The sequence below is a fragment of the Halogeometricum limi genome, assembly GCF_900115785.1.
Taxonomy (GTDB): domain Archaea; phylum Halobacteriota; class Halobacteria; order Halobacteriales; family Haloferacaceae; genus Halogeometricum; species Halogeometricum limi.
On the sequence record NZ_FOYS01000005.1, the window covers coordinates 129,663 to 143,945 of the forward strand.

The window sequence follows — 14,283 nt, forward strand, 5'->3', positions numbered from 1 at the left end:
GAAGCATGACCGACGAGACGAGACCATCACCTCCCAGGTCGCCCGACGCGGGGGTTCGGGGGATTCGACAGGAGGACGTGTCCATCGACACGTATCGGGTCCTCGGACCCGACGGCTCACCAGACATCGACCGACTCCCCGACTTCGACGCCGACACGTTCCGAGACGTCTACCGCTGGATGCTCCTCCAGCGGACGTTCGACGACAGAGCGACCAAACTCCAGCGACGCGGGCGACTCGGCACGTACGCCTCCGGACAGGGACAGGAGGCGGCTATCATCGGCAGCGGATTCGCCCTCGCGGACGACGACTGGATATTCCCGTACGGTCGCGAAGCGGGCGCGTTGCTGATGCACGGCCTCTCGATGCGCGACTTGCTCCTCTACTGGCGCGGCGTGGAGGACGCCTCGCGGATGGAGGGCGCGAACGTTTTCGGTCTCGCCATCTCCATCGGGTCGCACATCCCCCTCGTCGCCGGGATGGGGTGGGGGATGAAACTGGACGACGCGGAGCGAGTCGCGTTCGCCAACCTCGGCGACGGCGCGACATCCACGGGCGCGTTCCACGAGGGACTCAACTTCGCCGGCGTGATGGAGTCGCCGTGCGTCTTCTTCTGCCAGAACAACCAGTACGCCATCTCGTTGCCCTTCGAGAAACAGACGGCGGCCGACACCGTCGCGCAGAAGGCCCTCGCCTACGGCGTCGACGGGATTCGCGTCGACGGTAACGACGTGCTCGCCGTCTACAACGCCGTCACCGAGGCGCGTCGCCGGGCACTCGAGGGACGTCCGGTACTCGTCGAAGCGGTCACCTACCGTCGGGCCGCCCACACGACGAGCGACGACCCGACGCGCTACCGCGACGACGACGAAGTCGAGGAGTGGGCGCGACGCGACCCACTCGAACGCTACCGGAACTTCCTCGCGGAGGCCGGCTATCTCGAGGAGGTGGACGAAGACGCCGTTCGCGCGGAGGTTGACGACCAGTTCTCCGACGCCGTCGACGCGGCGGACGCGTTCGAACGGCGCGGCGTGGAGGCGATGTTTGAGTACCTCCACGAGGAGACGCCGCCGGAACTGCGCCGACAACGCCGCGAGTACGAGCAGTTCCTCGCAGACCACCCGGAGATGTACGACTACATCGAACAGCGACCGAAGGGATGACCATGAACGCGACCATCATCGAAGCCATCAACGACGCACTGCACGAGGAGTTAGCGAACGACGACCGGACGCTGGTGTTCGGTGAGGACGTTGGACAGTCCGGCGGCGTGTTCCGCGCGACGGACGGTCTCCAGGAGGCGTTCGGCGAGGAACGCGTTCGCGACACGCCGCTCTCGGAGATTGCCATCGTCGGCGCGGCGGTCGGTCTCGCGACGTACGGCTACCGGCCGGTCGCCGAGATTCAGTTCTCGGGCTTTCTGCCCCCCGCGTTCGACCAACTGGTCACGAACGCGAGCCGAATCCGCTGGCGCACTCGCGGCGAGTTGACGGCACCGATGACGGTTCGGATGCCGTACGGGGCCGGTGTCCGGGCCTTAGAACACCACTCCGAGAGCCTCGAAGCGGCGTACAGTCACGTCCCCGGGCTGAAAGTCGTGATTCCCTCGACGCCGCACGACGCGAAGGGGCTTCTCCTCTCCGCCATCCGCGACCCGGACCCCGTGCTGTTCATGGAACCGAAGCACGTCTACCGGTCGTTCCGCGAGGAGGTGCCCGAGGGGACGTACACGGAACCGCTCGGAGAGGCCGCGGTGCGTCGCGAGGGCGAGGACGTGACCGTCGTCTCGTGGGGGGCGATGATGCACAAGACGCTGGAGGCGGTGGACGAACTGGACGGCGTCGACTGCGAGGTTATCGACCTCCGGACCATCTCACCGCTGGACCGACGGACGGTCGTCGAGTCGGTGAAAAAGACCGGTCGCTGCGTCGTCGTCCACGAGGCACCGAAGACCGGCGGCTTCGCGAGCGAACTCGTCGCGACCATCAACGACGAGGCACTGCTGTACCTCGAAGCGCCCGTCGAACGCGTCACCGGGTTCGACGTGCCCGTCCCACTCCTCGCGATGGAGGACTACTACATCCCGCACCCGCCGCGAATCGCCGCGGCCATCGAAGAGACGGTCGACTTCTGACACGGGACTCGGCTGTCGCGTCGAGTCCACGACGGTGTCGAGTCTGCGACCGTGACGGACCAGTCGGTTTCTCGTCTCGTTCGGGTCGAGTCCGCCCATTCGACGCGTCCGTCCGACGATGGTAACTCTCCGTTCACCAGGGTCGAAAGAGATAATTGGTGTCACTGGGATGTCCCCCTATGGCAAGCGAACCCAAGACGATCGGCGCGGTGGAACGCACACTGGCCATCGTCCAAGCACTCGAACGCCTCGGCGGGGCCGGGGCCTCGGAGGTGGCACGAGAACTGTCGCTCTCTAAGAGCACCGTCTACACCCATCTCAACACGCTCCACGCGAACGGTTACTTGGTGAAGTCCGACGGTAGCTACAGTCTCAGCTGTCGATTTCTCCGTCTCGGCTCGACCGTCCAGCAGAGCTTCGACCTGTACGGTCGGGGGAAACCGGTCGTCGACGAACTGGCGACCGAGACCGGGGAGCGAACCAACCTCGTCGTCGAGGAGGCAGGAAGAGGGACGTGTCTCCACGCCGCGGACGCAACCGGGTCGACGGACATCTACATGTCACCGGGTGAACGGTGGCCGATGCACGCGACGGCGACGGGGAAAGCCATCTTGGCACATCTCCCCGTCGAACGAGTGGACGACATCGTCGACGAACACGGTCTCCCCTCGCTCACGGAACACACCATCACGACACGCGAGGCACTCGACGACGAGTTAGAGACCATCCGACAGACCGGCGTCTCGTTCGACGAACAAGAGGCGGTGGAGGGACTCCGCTGTCTCTCGTCGCCCGTCCTCGTCGACGGGAACCCGCTCGGTTCGGTGAGCGTCTCCGGGCCTGCCCGCCAGTTCACCGACTCGGACAGAGAACGCGAACTCGTCGATGCCCTCCGAGAGGCGGTGAACGTCGTTCAACTGAAGTTCGTCTTCTCGTGACGTCGTTTACTCCTGCCGAACACCTGGTCGATATGGCTCACCTCCGCTCCGGCCGTGATACTGTTACACCTCTATAGCTGTAATACAGTCTCGAAACACACATCCACTCCAGATTTCACGTACAATTAGATATATTGAGTACGCCCTATCTCACCGCTAGTAGCGCTCTTTCTCGTCTCGCGTGACTCATCGATGCGGCCGTCGACGTCGCAGAAACGTCTTTTCTCGCCATTACGAACCAGCCCACCGTCGACGTGGGTTCGAGAGATTCCCTGACTGAACGTTCCTCGAGTATAACTGAATTTTTCACGACGTTCTCTCGTAATCTCGGTTTCTCGTGGCTGTTCCGAGGCTACTTCGCTCCGAAATATTCCGTTCTTTGCCTAAGCAACTCGATGCTCTCGCGATTCCGGAACTACAATATTTATTGTACTTCTTTCAACTCTTTTCTGAGAATTAATTTGTTTTAAGAATGTACCGAAACTCTATATGTTTGGCCTCTGTGGAAGGTGTATGATCGTCGTCGTGCTCGGCCACCGTCTCGAATCGAACCACATCCACGACCGACTCAGGAGGCGCGTCGAGATGGGGATGAAGGCGTTCGACGTGACCGACGCGTCGCACCTCGTCTTCACCGGCGCGCAGACGAATCCGGAAGTGGAACGGACCGAGTGCGGTGTGATGGGTGACTACGCCGTTCGGCGTGGCGTCGACCCCGACCGAATCCTCCTCGACCCCTCCGCGTACGACACCATCGGAAACGCCTACTTCACCCGGGTCCTCGTCGACGACGTCGGCCTCGACGTGCGCGACGTCGCCGTCGTCACCGACGACTTCCACGCCCGGCGTTCGCAGTACGCGTTCGAGCAGTGCTTCGGGCGGGGTGTGGCGGTGGACACGACGTACGCAGTCGAGACGGACACCCCCGTCGACTCGCACGGCACGCGAAGCAAGTTGGCGCAGACGGAGTCGTTCTTCGAGTCCATCACACCCGGCGATATCGAGGCGATTCAGCACCGCCTCCACACCGACCACGACTGTTACGAGTTCCCCGAGGCCGTCGAGACCGTCTCCGTCTGAGTCGCCTCTCGTGTCTCGGTTCTTCTCTCGCCGTCTCTCGACTCGGGTCTGACTCCGTCCGCCAGACGGCCGCGGCGCATCCTCGGCGGAGCGTTTAATATCCGGTGTCAGTAATCGTGAGCCATGGTACGCAGTGGCAACACGAGTAGTCGACGGACCGGTGAGACGTCGCGCGACGGTCTGCTCGGAGGACGTTCGAGATGAAGGCCGTCGTCGTCGAACGGGGCGCGTCGCGGCCGACGCTCCTCGACGTGCCCGACCCTGAACCCGACGCCGGCGAGGTACTGTTGCGGACGCTTCGCGTCGGTATCGACGGCACGGACCACGAAGTGGTACGCGGCAACCACGGCGGCTACCCGCCGGGCGACGACTACCAGATTCTGGGACACGAAGCCGTCGCCGTCGTCGAAGACGCGAACGGGACGGACCTCGACGCGGGCCAACTGGTCGTCCCGACGGTTCGTCGTCCGGCCGGCGAGTCGAACCGGTACTTCGAGCGTAGCGAACCCGACATGGCTCCGGACGGGCAGTACGTCGAACGCGGCATCGTCGGCGCGCACGGCTACATGTCGGAGTTCTTCACCAGCCACCCCGACTTTCTCGTCCCCGTTCCGGACTCGTTCGCGGAGCACGGCTTTCTCGTCGAACCGGTGTCGAACTCCGAAAAGGCGTTCGAGCACGCTTTCGCCGCCCGTTCGGCGTTCGAGTGGGACCCCGAGAGCGCACTCGTCCTCGGTAACGGACCGCTCGGACTGCTCACGCTCGCGATGCTGGAGACGGAGTCGTCGCCGTTCGAGCGCACCTACTGTCTCGGCCGTCGCGACAGACCCGACCCGACCGTTGACGTCATCGAACGACTCGGCGGCACGTACGTCGACTCCCGCGAGACGGCGGTCGATTCCGTCGCGGACGCGTACGAACCGATGGACTTCGTGTACGAGGCGACGGGCTACGCGAAACACGCTTTCGAGACGGTGGACGCCCTCGCACCGAACGGCGTCGGCGCGTTGCTCGGCATCCCGAACGACTGGGAGTTCGAAGTCGACGGCGGCCGACTCCACCGCGAACTCGTCTTGGAGAACAAGGCGCTGTTCGGGAGCGTCAACTCGAACGCGAGACAGTACGAGGCGGCGAAAGACCGACTCGGGGCGTTTCCGGACTGGTTCTTCGACGCCTTCGTCACGGATGTGTACGCGCCCGAGAACGTCGAAGGCGCGTTCGAGACCGGTGACGACGTCATCAAGACCGTCGTCGAGTTCGATGCGCCCTGAGGCCGCGTTCGTCCGTCCGTCTGTCCCGACGAGCGCCGTGCGAACACCCCACGAGAATCGCCGAGAGGCGAGTGACTATCCCGTTCGATGAACGACTCACGACGCCATGCGTGAACGCCGCTACTTTAGAGCGTTCTACTTCCTCTACTTCGCGTCTTGGAGCGGGTTCGTCGTGTTCAGGAACGCCCACTTCGAGAGCGTCGGTCTGAGCGGCGTCGAGATGGGTACCGTGGGGTTCTTACTCCGTGTCGCCGGTATTTTCGCGCTTCCGGGGTGGGGCTTGCTGAGCGACCGGTTCGGTGCCCGCCGTCGAATCCTGCTCGTGGGCGTCGCCATGTCGGGCGTGTTGGGGTTGCTCTACCCTCGCGTCGCATCGGCGTTTCCCCTCCTCGCGGCGGTGACCGTCGCGTTCGCCGTGTTTCGAGCGCCGATACGTCCCGTCGCGAACTCGATGGTACTCTCGACGGGACTCTCGTACGGGAGCGTCCGCGCGTACGGGAGTCTCGCGTTCGGCGTCGCCGCCCTCGGCGTCGGCCTCGTGAGTTCCCGCGTCGGGTCGGCCGTCGTCTTCTACGCCTTCGCCGTCGGCATGGCCGCACTCGCGGTCATCCTCTTTCGCGTCCCCGTCCGGAGTCGGCCGCCCACGGAGAGCGTCGGCCTCCGTGCGGCGTCGCTCGTGACGAATCGGAACTTCGCCGCCTTGCTCGTCGCCGCGTTCCTCATGGGCGCGATACTCCCGGCCGGGAGCGCGTACCTCTCGGTGTACGTCAGGAGCATCGGTGGCACCGACGCGATAACCGGCCTCTCCGTCGCCGCCAAGACGGCGGGCGAGGCTGTCGTCTTTCTCTCCGCCGTCCGCTTCGCGACGACGTATCGTCGACTGCTCGTCGTCGGCGCGGGGTGTCACGCTCTCACTTTCGGCTTCTACGCCACGTCGCCGACGCCGACGCTGGTCGTCGCCATGCAGGTACTGCTCGGCGTCGGCTACGCCGCGTTCATGCTCGCGGCGGTCAACCTCGCGCACGAGTTGGCTCCGGCGTCGCTCGAATCGACAGCACAGACGTTCCTCACGGGCTTCGGACTCGCCGCCGGGTCGGCGCTCGGCGAACTCGCGTCCGGCCGTCTCGTCGACCTCGTGGGCGTCCAGTCGATGTACGCGTACGCGACTGTCGTCGGACTCGCCGTCGTCGCGGTGAGCGGCCTCCTCGACGGGTCGCTCGGAACCGGCGACTCGTTCCCGGCCGACGGGTGACTCGCCGCCTGAAGAGGCACCGCCCCCGACTTGCCGTTCCGTTCGTCTTGCTGGTTCCCCAACGATAGACACCGTCGAGCGTGTATCTGTCGAGTGACACATATGAACCCACTCTCGATAGCCGTCGTCGGCGCCGGAAACCGCGGTGCGACGCACATCGAGTCGGTGTATCGGAAGACGGACCGCGCGAACGTCGTCGCCGTCGTCGACGTGGACGAGGAGCGAGCGACCGAACTCGCAGACCGGTACTCGGTGCCGGAGACGTACGCCGACTACCGCGACGTCCTCGACGACGACGCCGTCGACGTCGTCGACGTCTGCGTCCACAACAACCTCCACGCCCCCATCGCCGTCGACGCTCTCGACGCGGGCAAACACGTCTACTGCGAGAAACCGATGGCCGGCAGTTACGCCGACGCCGAGCGGATGTACGAGGCGGCCGAACGCAACGACCGACACCTCGCCGTTCAGAACGTCTACCTCTACGCGAAGGAGACCCGGGTGGCGAAACGCCTCGTCGACGACGGCCGCCTCGGCACCCTGCAGTACGGCCACGCGGCGTACAGACGGGTCCGCGGCCGCCCCTACATCAACGGCTACGGAACCGCCTCGTTCCAGCGGAAGGAGACGGCCGGTGGCGGTCCGGTCTACGACCTCGGGACGTACCCCATCGGCCAACTGCTCTACCTCTTCGGGCGTCCCGACGTCGAACGGGTGAGCGGGTCGACGTTCGACGGGACGGACGAACTGTTCACCGAAGCGCACGTCGGCGACAACCTCGACCGGTACGAGACGCGACTCGCGGAACGAGACGGGATGGAAGACGTCGGCTTCGGGTTCGCCCGACTCGACGGCGGACGGGTCCTCACCGTCGAGGCGGCGTGGGGGATGTTCGCCGACGCGTCGGAGTCGAGCGAACTCGTCGGCGCGACCGGCGGCGTCCGACTCGACCCGTTCGAGTTCCGCACGACGATGGCGGACACCGACCTCGCGGCCGACGTCGACGTCGACGAGTTCGCCCGGCGCGAACGCCGCTTCTACGACGGCGAGCGCGAACTCTGGGACAACGACCTCTACCAGTGGCTTCGGGGGATTCGAGGCGAGACCGAGACGATTCCCACAGCCGAGATAGCGCTGGAGTCGATGCTCGTCATGGAGGGTATCTACCTCTCGGACGAACTCGGTCGGGAGGTCACGGCCGACGAGATTCGAGAGCGCTCGACGTCGACGGCGCTCGACCCCTGACGGCGGACGCTTCCGCTCGGACTGTTCTTACCCCGTTTCGTCACCCCGCGCTCACGGGCTCCACGTCGCGTCTTCGTCGAGCGGATACAGCGGCCGCGGCACCCGTTCGTACGGGAGTTCCGACAGTCGCTGGTCGGTCTCTCCGGGCGTCAGCGCGAACAGTCGTCGGCCGGCGACGTCTTTCCACGCCGGACTCAGGTACCCGCTCTTCAGCAGGACGAGCGCGCGTTCTCTCGGGTCGACGCCGAGTCTCCCGAAGAACGACGGGTCGCGGTGGACGTTCGTTCGCCGGTCGCTGACGACCACGTCCGCACCGTCCAGAGAGACGAGCGTGGTTCGCGCGTCCCCGGTGTCGCAGAACGCGCGCGTTGTCCCGTCGACGTTGAGCGGCGTCCCACCCGGATACGACCGCCCGAGCGACAGCGAGACGGACGTATCTTCGCCCGCCTCACGACACGCTTCGTAGCTGTCGGCGTCGGCGACGACGGCGACGAGAGGCGTCTCGAGGTCGGCCCTGTCCAGTACCGCCGCGAGGAGGTTCGTCGTGTCCTCGCTCGCGCCCGCACCCGGAATGTCGCCGGTGTCGGCGACGACGACGGGTCGCGCGTCCGTCGACGCCGCTTCGTCCAACGCGGCACCGGACTCGAACGCTTCGGTGGTGAACGCGAACGACCGACGCCGTCGCCAGAACCGTTCGGCCAACTCCGTCGCCGTCGATTCGACGACCGACTCCGCCGACGCGTCTCCCGTGACGAGTGCGTGACACCCCGCGTGGGGCGAGTCGGCCCACGGGAAGCCGAGGAAGTAGTTCGCGTCTAGGATGCCGTCTCTCCGGTCTGCTTCGCGGAGCGACGCGACGAGCGTCCGCATCGGTTCGGCTTCGGTCTCCGACCGCTCTCCGGCGAGGAGTATCGGTATCGGCCGCCACCCGAGGGTGAGTTCGACGTCTCCGCCGAGTGCGTCGAGGAGGAGCGTCGCCGCTCTCTCGCCGGTCGCCGCGACGTCGGTGTGCGGCGCGGTGCGGTACCCCGCGACGCCGTCGAGATGCGCGACCATCCGCTCGGTTATCGTCGCGTGCATGTCGAGCGCCGCGGTTATCGGGACGTCGGGGCCGACGGCGTCTCTCACCGCTTCGAGGAGGACGCCCTCCGGGTCGGGGTTTCCCTTGACGAACATCGACCCGTGGAGGTCGAGACAGACGCCGTCGACGGCTTCTCCGTCGAGTCGGTCGAGGAGCGTCTCTTCGACCCACTCGTACGCCTCGGGTTCGACGGTCGGTGCGGGGAGCGCGCTGGCTCCGACCGTCGGGAGTATCTCGACGCCCGCCGCGTCGAGCGTCTCGACGATGCCGTCGAGCGACCGCCCGACGTCTTCTCGCTCCGAGAGGTCCGCGCCGACGGCCGTGGCGAACGTCTCGAAATCCGTCGTTCCGTCCGCGAACGTGTTCGTCTCGTGGCTCATCGTCGCCACTGCTACTTTCATGCCCGTTCGCACGCGGCGAGGAGGTATCAATCGTTCCCCATCGGACGGTTCTCGTTCGGTTCGCGGGAGACAAAACGGCGCACGACTCGGCCGATAGGAAGCCGTCGCCCGGTCAGTGCGGCCACGGCCGCATCGGCCAGAAGAACGCGAGCAGCGCCATCCCGAGGAGGAGGAGGCCACCTATCTTCATCACCGGCCCGGCGTCCATCTCGTCGCGGACGAACGAGAGATAGAGGACGCCGGCGGCGGCGACGAAGAAGACGAGCGCACCGCCCACGACGGGCTCGTTCTTCCCGGCGTAGCCGAGTTTGCCGGCCAACGGGAGCAACCACGGAGCCATCTATCCTTTCCCCCCGGTGAGCGCGATGCCTTCCATGAACGTTCGCTGTGCGAGCAGGTACGCCGCGATGACGGGGAGTGCGGCGATGACGACTGCGGCGAGCAGTTGCCCCCACTGGGAGCTGTATCGCCCGGTGAGCAGTCCGATTCCCACCTGTAGCGGGTACATCGAGGAGTCGTTGAGGATGACCAACGGCCAGAGGAACGCCCCCCAGACGAAGATGAACGTGAACACGCCGAGCGACGAGAGCGCCGGTTTCGCCAGCGGCAACATCACGCGCGTGTATATCTGGAACGTGCTACAGCCGTCCATCCGGGCCGCCTCGATGAGCGAGTCGGGGATGCCGAGGAAGAACTGCCGCATCATGAACGTCCCGAACGGGTTCGCGATGTAGAGGACCATGATGGCCCAGTACGTGTTCGACCAGTTCAGCGCGTTCATCTCCAAGTAGAGGGGAACGAGCACCACCTGCGGCGGGATGACGAGCGTCCCGATGACGAGCGTGTAGACGAGCGACTTCCCCTTGAAGTCGCCCTTCGCGAGCGCGTACCCCGCGAGCGTGTCCAACAGTAGCGTGAAGAACACCACGCCGACTGCGAGCACGAGACTGTTGAGTATCCATCGGTCCAGCGGGTTCTGCATCCAGACGTTGACGTAGTTCGCGAACGTCGGGTCCGCCGGGATGATCTGTCTGATGGTGGTGAATATCTTGTTCTCGGGCTTCAGCGAGGTGAGGAACGCCCAGACGAACGGAATCGTCATCACCGCACTGAAGAACAGTAACACGAGGTGTGCGACGGCTTTCGCGACCGTATCGTACCACGACCCCTCGTGTTGCACCTCGGGTCCGCCGTCGCCGAAGTCGAGTTCGTCAGTACTCAACGTCGTCACCCCACGTTCGCTGCTGGAGGATGCTCAGTCCGAAGACGATGAGGAACAGGACGACGGCGATGGCGCTCGCGTACCCCATCTCGAACTCCTGGAACCCCGTCTGCCAGAAGTAGTAGACGATGGTGTACGTCGACCGAACGGGTCCGCCCTGCGTCATCACGTACACCTGCGTGTAGACGCGGAACGAGAAGATGAGCGTCACGATGAACACGAAGAACGTCGTCGGCTTCAACAGCGGTAGCGTGATGTATCGGAACCGCTGCCAGCGGTTCGCGCCGTCGACGATGGCGGCTTCGTAGTAGTCGTCCGGGATGCCTTTCAACCCCGCGAGGAAGATAACCATGTTGAACCCGATGTGCTTCCAGATGCTCATGAGCGCGATGGACGCCAGCGCCGTACTCGAACTCTGGAGCCACGACAGTTGGGGCAGACCGACCGCGCCCAGTATCGCGTTCAACAGCCCGTACTCGGGGTTGTACAGCCACGACCAGATGAGCGAGACGATGACCCACGAGGTCACGACGGGGAGGAAGATGGCTCCCGAGTAGAACTTCGTCCCTCGGAGGTTCATGTTCAACAGTAACGCCAACCCCAACGCGATGGGAACGTCGAACACGAGGAGGGCGAGACTGTAGCCGGCGGTGTTGATTATCGCGTTCCAGAACACCGGGTCTTGGAACAGTCGCACGTAGTTGTCGAGGCCGACGAACGGGTGCGTCTGCGCCAGTGGAGCCCACTCGTGGAGGCTGATGTAGAACGCACCGATGAACGGGACGAGGAGTATCGCCGCGAACAACACCACCTTCGGGAGGATGATGGCGTACCACGAGAGGTCGGTGTCGGTCGATTCGACGTGCTCCGTGGAGAGGTAGCCGCTGAAGCGACGTCGAACGCGCTGGAGGCCGTGTGATTCTGCCATCGTCAGAGGAGTGCGTTGATCTCCTTCGCCGCCTTGTCGAGCGCCTTCTCCGGTTCTTCACCCTGCCACATCGACTGCGCCTGCGTGTGGACCGTGTTCCACATCTTCGTCACCTCGGGGTGACTCGGGAACGAGATGGTGTTCTCCATCTCCTGTGCGACCGGCTTCAGTTTCGGGTTGTTCTCGATGAACGACTGGAACGCGTCCGTCTCGTAGGCGTCTTTCCGGCCGGGGAACCCGCCCATCGACTTCGTGACGTTCTTCTGCACCTCCATCGAGTTGATGTAGTTCAGCCACTCCAGCCCGATGTCTTGGTTCGCACCGCCGCGTTTCGGAATCGAGTAGAAGACGCCGGCGCTCCACGTGTGGCTCTTCTCTATCTGCGGTCCGCCCGGGTACGGCATGTACTGCCAGTCGAGGCCGCTGTCGCGCAGACGCGGGTAGTGCCACGACCCGGCGAAACACATCGCCGACTCCCCGGCGAGCAGGTCCTCGATGGCCGCCGTTCCGCCGGGGTTGCGCGCGATGATGCTCTCCTCTTCGACGACTTTCGGTTGGAGGAAGTTCGCCGCTTCGAGAGCGGCGTCGTTATTGATGATGGCCTCCGTCCCGTCCTCGTTGAGGTAGCCGCTGCCGTTCGAGAGCGCGAAGCAGTCGAACCCTTCGCCCGCGGACATCGAGTAGCCCGTTCCGTGCTCTTTCGCGAGGGTGTCGACCCACGACCCGAACTCCTCCCAACTCGGTCGGTACGTCGGGTCCGGAACCTCCAGTCCAGCCTCCTCGAACATCTTCGTGTTGATGGCGACGAGGCGGCAGTCGGCGTACCACGGCACGGCCCACAGCGTGTCGTCGTAGCTGGCGTTGCTCCGCGCGGCGGAGACGTAGTCGTCCGGGTCGAAGCCGTGCTCTTCGAGGTTGAGCGCGACGCCTTTGTCCGCGAAGCGCGGCACCCACAGCACCGACAGCGCCAGACTGTCCGGCGCGTTCCCGGCCGGAATCGCCGTCGTCGCCTTCGCGAGGTAGTTCTCGAAGGGGTAGTACTCCCAGCTGACGTCCGAAATCGCGTCGCTCTGTTGTGCGAGTTCGCTCGCTTGCTCGTCTCGTATCGGCGAGAGTCCGGGGTCGTTCCACGCCCACAGCGTTGCCGTAGAGGCACTTCCGCCTCCGTCGGAACCGCTGTCGCCGCCCGAGTCGGTCCCTGTGCCCGACCCGCCGCCGGACTCGCCGCCGTCGGTTCCGCCGTTGGTTCCACCGCTCGAACATCCAGCCAGCCCCGCCGCGCCAGCAGCGCCCGCCAGCGCGATGAGCTTCCGTCGAGTGACATTTCTGTTGCTCATACTGCCTCGTCGGAGAAAAACGGGCGTTCGTCATAAATCTTTGGCAGGTGGTACCACACCACGACTCCAGTCTCGTCAGTGATGAGGGTGGGTGGCCGCCGGTTCGGCGGGATGGGACGTCCGCACGCCTCGTCGTCGGGCGCGACGTCGACAGTCGCAGACGGTTTCGGGCGCAGAGCGGTCAGGCGCGGACGTCGACGCTCACGTTCGTCGCGTTCGAGACGCTCCGCGACTTCACCGCTTCGCCCGTCTTCGCGTCGAACAGGTGCATCTTCTCCTCGGGAATCGCCAGTTCGAGCGTCGTCCCCGTCTCGGCGACTCGCTCTCCGGTGAGCGTCACCGTGTACTGCTGGTCGCCGATGTCGACGTATACGTACGTCGTTTCGCCCATCGGTTCGGTGACCGTGACGGGTGCGGCGATGGTCTCGGGTCCCCGTTCGCCTCTCACGTCGAAACTCTCGGGCCGGACGCCGAGCGTCAACGCTCCCTCGTGTCCGGCGAGTTGCTCTCTCGTCTCCTCGGAGAGGTCACACTCGAAACTGTCGTGAACGAGGGTTCCGTCGCTGTACTCCACGTCGAAGAAGTTCATCGAGGGCGACCCGATGAACCCCGCGACGAAGCGGTTGTTCGGTTCGTAGTAACACTCCAACGGCGTTCCGATCTGTTGGAGTTCGCCGCCGTCGAGGATGACGATACGGTCGCCCATCGTCATCGCCTCCGTCTGGTCGTGGGTGACGTAGATGGTGGTGATTCCGAGGTCCTGTTGGAGGTTCTGGAGTTCGGTCCGCATCGTCGTCCGGAGTTTCGCGTCGAGGTTCGACAGCGGTTCGTCCATCAGGAACACCTCCGGTTCGCGGACGATTGCTCTCCCGAGGGCGACGCGTTGCTGTTGGCCGCCGGAGAGTTCGCCGGGTTTCTTCTCCAACAGGTCGCCGATGCCCATCATCTCCGCCACCTTCGACACCCGCCGGTCTATCTCGTCGCCGGACATGTCCGTCGACATCTCCAGTCCGAAGCCGATGTTCTTCCGGGCGGTCATGTGCGGGTAGAGCGCGTAGTTCTGAAACACCATCGCGATGTCTCGCTCCGTCGGCGGTTGGTGCGTGATGTCGTCGCCGTTCAGGAGAATCTCGCCGCTGGTGACCGTCTCCAACCCGGCGATACAACGCAGCGTCGTCGACTTCCCGCATCCGGACGGGCCGACGAAGATGAGGAACTCGCCGTCGTTGATGTCGATGTCCAGGTCGTCGACCGCGACGATGGACTGGTCGCCGTCCGCGAACACCTTCCGGAGGTTGCGGATGTCTAGCTTACCCATGGAAACTCACTACGTGCCGAATTGGGACAGACTGTAATAAATCTACAGGACGACCGGGTCGGCGTCGACCGTCGGC

The 14,283-nt window shown here is 64.8% G+C and carries 13 protein-coding genes; 7 read left to right on the forward strand and 6 right to left on the reverse strand.

The window, feature by feature from the left end; genetic code table 11:
• Window positions 1-5 precede the first annotated feature (5 nt).
• The 7 genes from BM282_RS14630 (at window position 6) to BM282_RS14660 (ending at window position 7,920) form a co-directional block, all read left to right on the forward strand.
• Entirely contained in the window at window positions 6-1,163 is a 1,158-nt protein-coding gene (locus BM282_RS14630; RefSeq protein WP_089882398.1) for a thiamine pyrophosphate-dependent dehydrogenase E1 component subunit alpha, read from the forward strand.
• A 2-nt stretch (window positions 1,164-1,165) separates the two neighbouring features.
• The gene (locus BM282_RS14635) at window positions 1,166-2,134 is read left to right on the forward strand and encodes an alpha-ketoacid dehydrogenase subunit beta (protein WP_089882400.1); all 969 of its coding nucleotides are present in this window, start codon (window positions 1,166-1,168) and stop codon (window positions 2,132-2,134) included.
• Window positions 2,135-2,313: 179 nt separating this feature from the next.
• Complete coding sequence (locus BM282_RS14640) at window positions 2,314-3,072, forward strand: IclR family transcriptional regulator (RefSeq protein WP_089882402.1); 759 nt, start codon at window positions 2,314-2,316, stop codon at window positions 3,070-3,072.
• Window positions 3,073-3,585: 513 nt separating this feature from the next.
• Entirely contained in the window at window positions 3,586-4,152 is a 567-nt protein-coding gene (locus BM282_RS14645; RefSeq protein ID WP_089882404.1) for a YdcF family protein, read from the forward strand.
• Window positions 4,153-4,352: 200 nt separating this feature from the next.
• Window positions 4,353-5,423 carry a glucose 1-dehydrogenase gene (locus tag BM282_RS14650; RefSeq protein WP_089882407.1) on the forward strand — a complete coding sequence of 357 codons (1,071 nt, stop codon included), beginning with the start codon at window positions 4,353-4,355 and terminating at the stop codon, window positions 5,421-5,423.
• A gap of 106 nt (window positions 5,424-5,529) precedes the next feature.
• Window positions 5,530-6,675, forward strand: a complete 1,146-nt coding sequence (locus tag BM282_RS14655) for an MFS transporter (protein WP_089882409.1) — start codon at window positions 5,530-5,532, stop codon at window positions 6,673-6,675.
• Window positions 6,676-6,777: 102 nt separating this feature from the next.
• Window positions 6,778-7,920 carry a Gfo/Idh/MocA family protein gene (locus tag BM282_RS14660; RefSeq protein ID WP_089882411.1) on the forward strand — a complete coding sequence of 381 codons (1,143 nt, stop codon included), beginning with the start codon at window positions 6,778-6,780 and terminating at the stop codon, window positions 7,918-7,920.
• A gap of 51 nt (window positions 7,921-7,971) precedes the next feature.
• Here the strand turns inward: BM282_RS14660 and BM282_RS14665 are convergent, their stop codons facing one another.
• From BM282_RS14665 to BM282_RS14690, 6 genes are all read right to left on the reverse strand, one after another.
• Complete coding sequence (locus BM282_RS14665; RefSeq protein WP_089882413.1) at window positions 7,972-9,402, reverse strand: M81 family metallopeptidase; 1,431 nt, start codon at window positions 9,400-9,402, stop codon at window positions 7,972-7,974.
• 112 nt (window positions 9,403-9,514) lie between these two features.
• Window positions 9,515-9,742 carry a hypothetical protein gene (locus tag BM282_RS14670; RefSeq protein ID WP_089882415.1) on the reverse strand — a complete coding sequence of 76 codons (228 nt, stop codon included), beginning with the start codon at window positions 9,740-9,742 and terminating at the stop codon, window positions 9,515-9,517.
• Entirely contained in the window at window positions 9,743-10,633 is an 891-nt protein-coding gene (locus BM282_RS14675) for a carbohydrate ABC transporter permease (RefSeq protein WP_089882417.1), read from the reverse strand. It lies immediately after the preceding gene.
• Window positions 10,614-11,552, reverse strand: coding sequence for a carbohydrate ABC transporter permease (locus BM282_RS14680; RefSeq protein WP_089882419.1), 939 nt, complete (start codon window positions 11,550-11,552; stop codon window positions 10,614-10,616). Before BM282_RS14680 ends, BM282_RS14675 begins: the two co-directional genes overlap by 20 nt.
• Window positions 11,553-11,554: 2 nt before the next feature.
• The gene (locus BM282_RS14685) at window positions 11,555-12,889 is read right to left on the reverse strand and encodes an extracellular solute-binding protein (protein WP_089882421.1); all 1,335 of its coding nucleotides are present in this window, start codon (window positions 12,887-12,889) and stop codon (window positions 11,555-11,557) included.
• A gap of 181 nt (window positions 12,890-13,070) precedes the next feature.
• The gene (locus BM282_RS14690; protein WP_089882423.1) at window positions 13,071-14,207 is read right to left on the reverse strand and encodes an ABC transporter ATP-binding protein; all 1,137 of its coding nucleotides are present in this window, start codon (window positions 14,205-14,207) and stop codon (window positions 13,071-13,073) included.
• Window positions 14,208-14,283: the final 76 nt, after the last annotated feature.

Excerpts from the sequence above, each read along its gene's own strand:
- BM282_RS14630 (WP_089882398.1), top strand. The coding sequence starts at position 6 with ATGACCGACGAGACGAGACCATCACCTCCCAGGTCGCCCGACGCGGGG.
- BM282_RS14635 (WP_089882400.1), top strand. The coding sequence starts at position 1,166 with ATGAACGCGACCATCATCGAAGCCATCAACGACGCACTGCACGAGGAG.
- BM282_RS14640 (WP_089882402.1), top strand. The coding sequence starts at position 2,314 with ATGGCAAGCGAACCCAAGACGATCGGCGCGGTGGAACGCACACTGGCC.
- BM282_RS14645 (WP_089882404.1), top strand. The coding sequence starts at position 3,586 with ATGATCGTCGTCGTGCTCGGCCACCGTCTCGAATCGAACCACATCCAC.
- BM282_RS14650 (WP_089882407.1), top strand. The coding sequence starts at position 4,353 with ATGAAGGCCGTCGTCGTCGAACGGGGCGCGTCGCGGCCGACGCTCCTC.
- BM282_RS14655 (WP_089882409.1), top strand. The coding sequence starts at position 5,530 with ATGCGTGAACGCCGCTACTTTAGAGCGTTCTACTTCCTCTACTTCGCG.
- BM282_RS14660 (WP_089882411.1), top strand. The coding sequence starts at position 6,778 with ATGAACCCACTCTCGATAGCCGTCGTCGGCGCCGGAAACCGCGGTGCG.
- BM282_RS14665 (WP_089882413.1), bottom strand. The coding sequence starts at position 9,402 with ATGAAAGTAGCAGTGGCGACGATGAGCCACGAGACGAACACGTTCGCG.
- BM282_RS14670 (WP_089882415.1), bottom strand. The coding sequence starts at position 9,742 with ATGGCTCCGTGGTTGCTCCCGTTGGCCGGCAAACTCGGCTACGCCGGG.
- BM282_RS14680 (WP_089882419.1), bottom strand. The coding sequence starts at position 11,552 with ATGGCAGAATCACACGGCCTCCAGCGCGTTCGACGTCGCTTCAGCGGC.
- BM282_RS14685 (WP_089882421.1), bottom strand. The coding sequence starts at position 12,889 with ATGAGCAACAGAAATGTCACTCGACGGAAGCTCATCGCGCTGGCGGGC.
- BM282_RS14690 (WP_089882423.1), bottom strand. The coding sequence starts at position 14,207 with ATGGGTAAGCTAGACATCCGCAACCTCCGGAAGGTGTTCGCGGACGGC.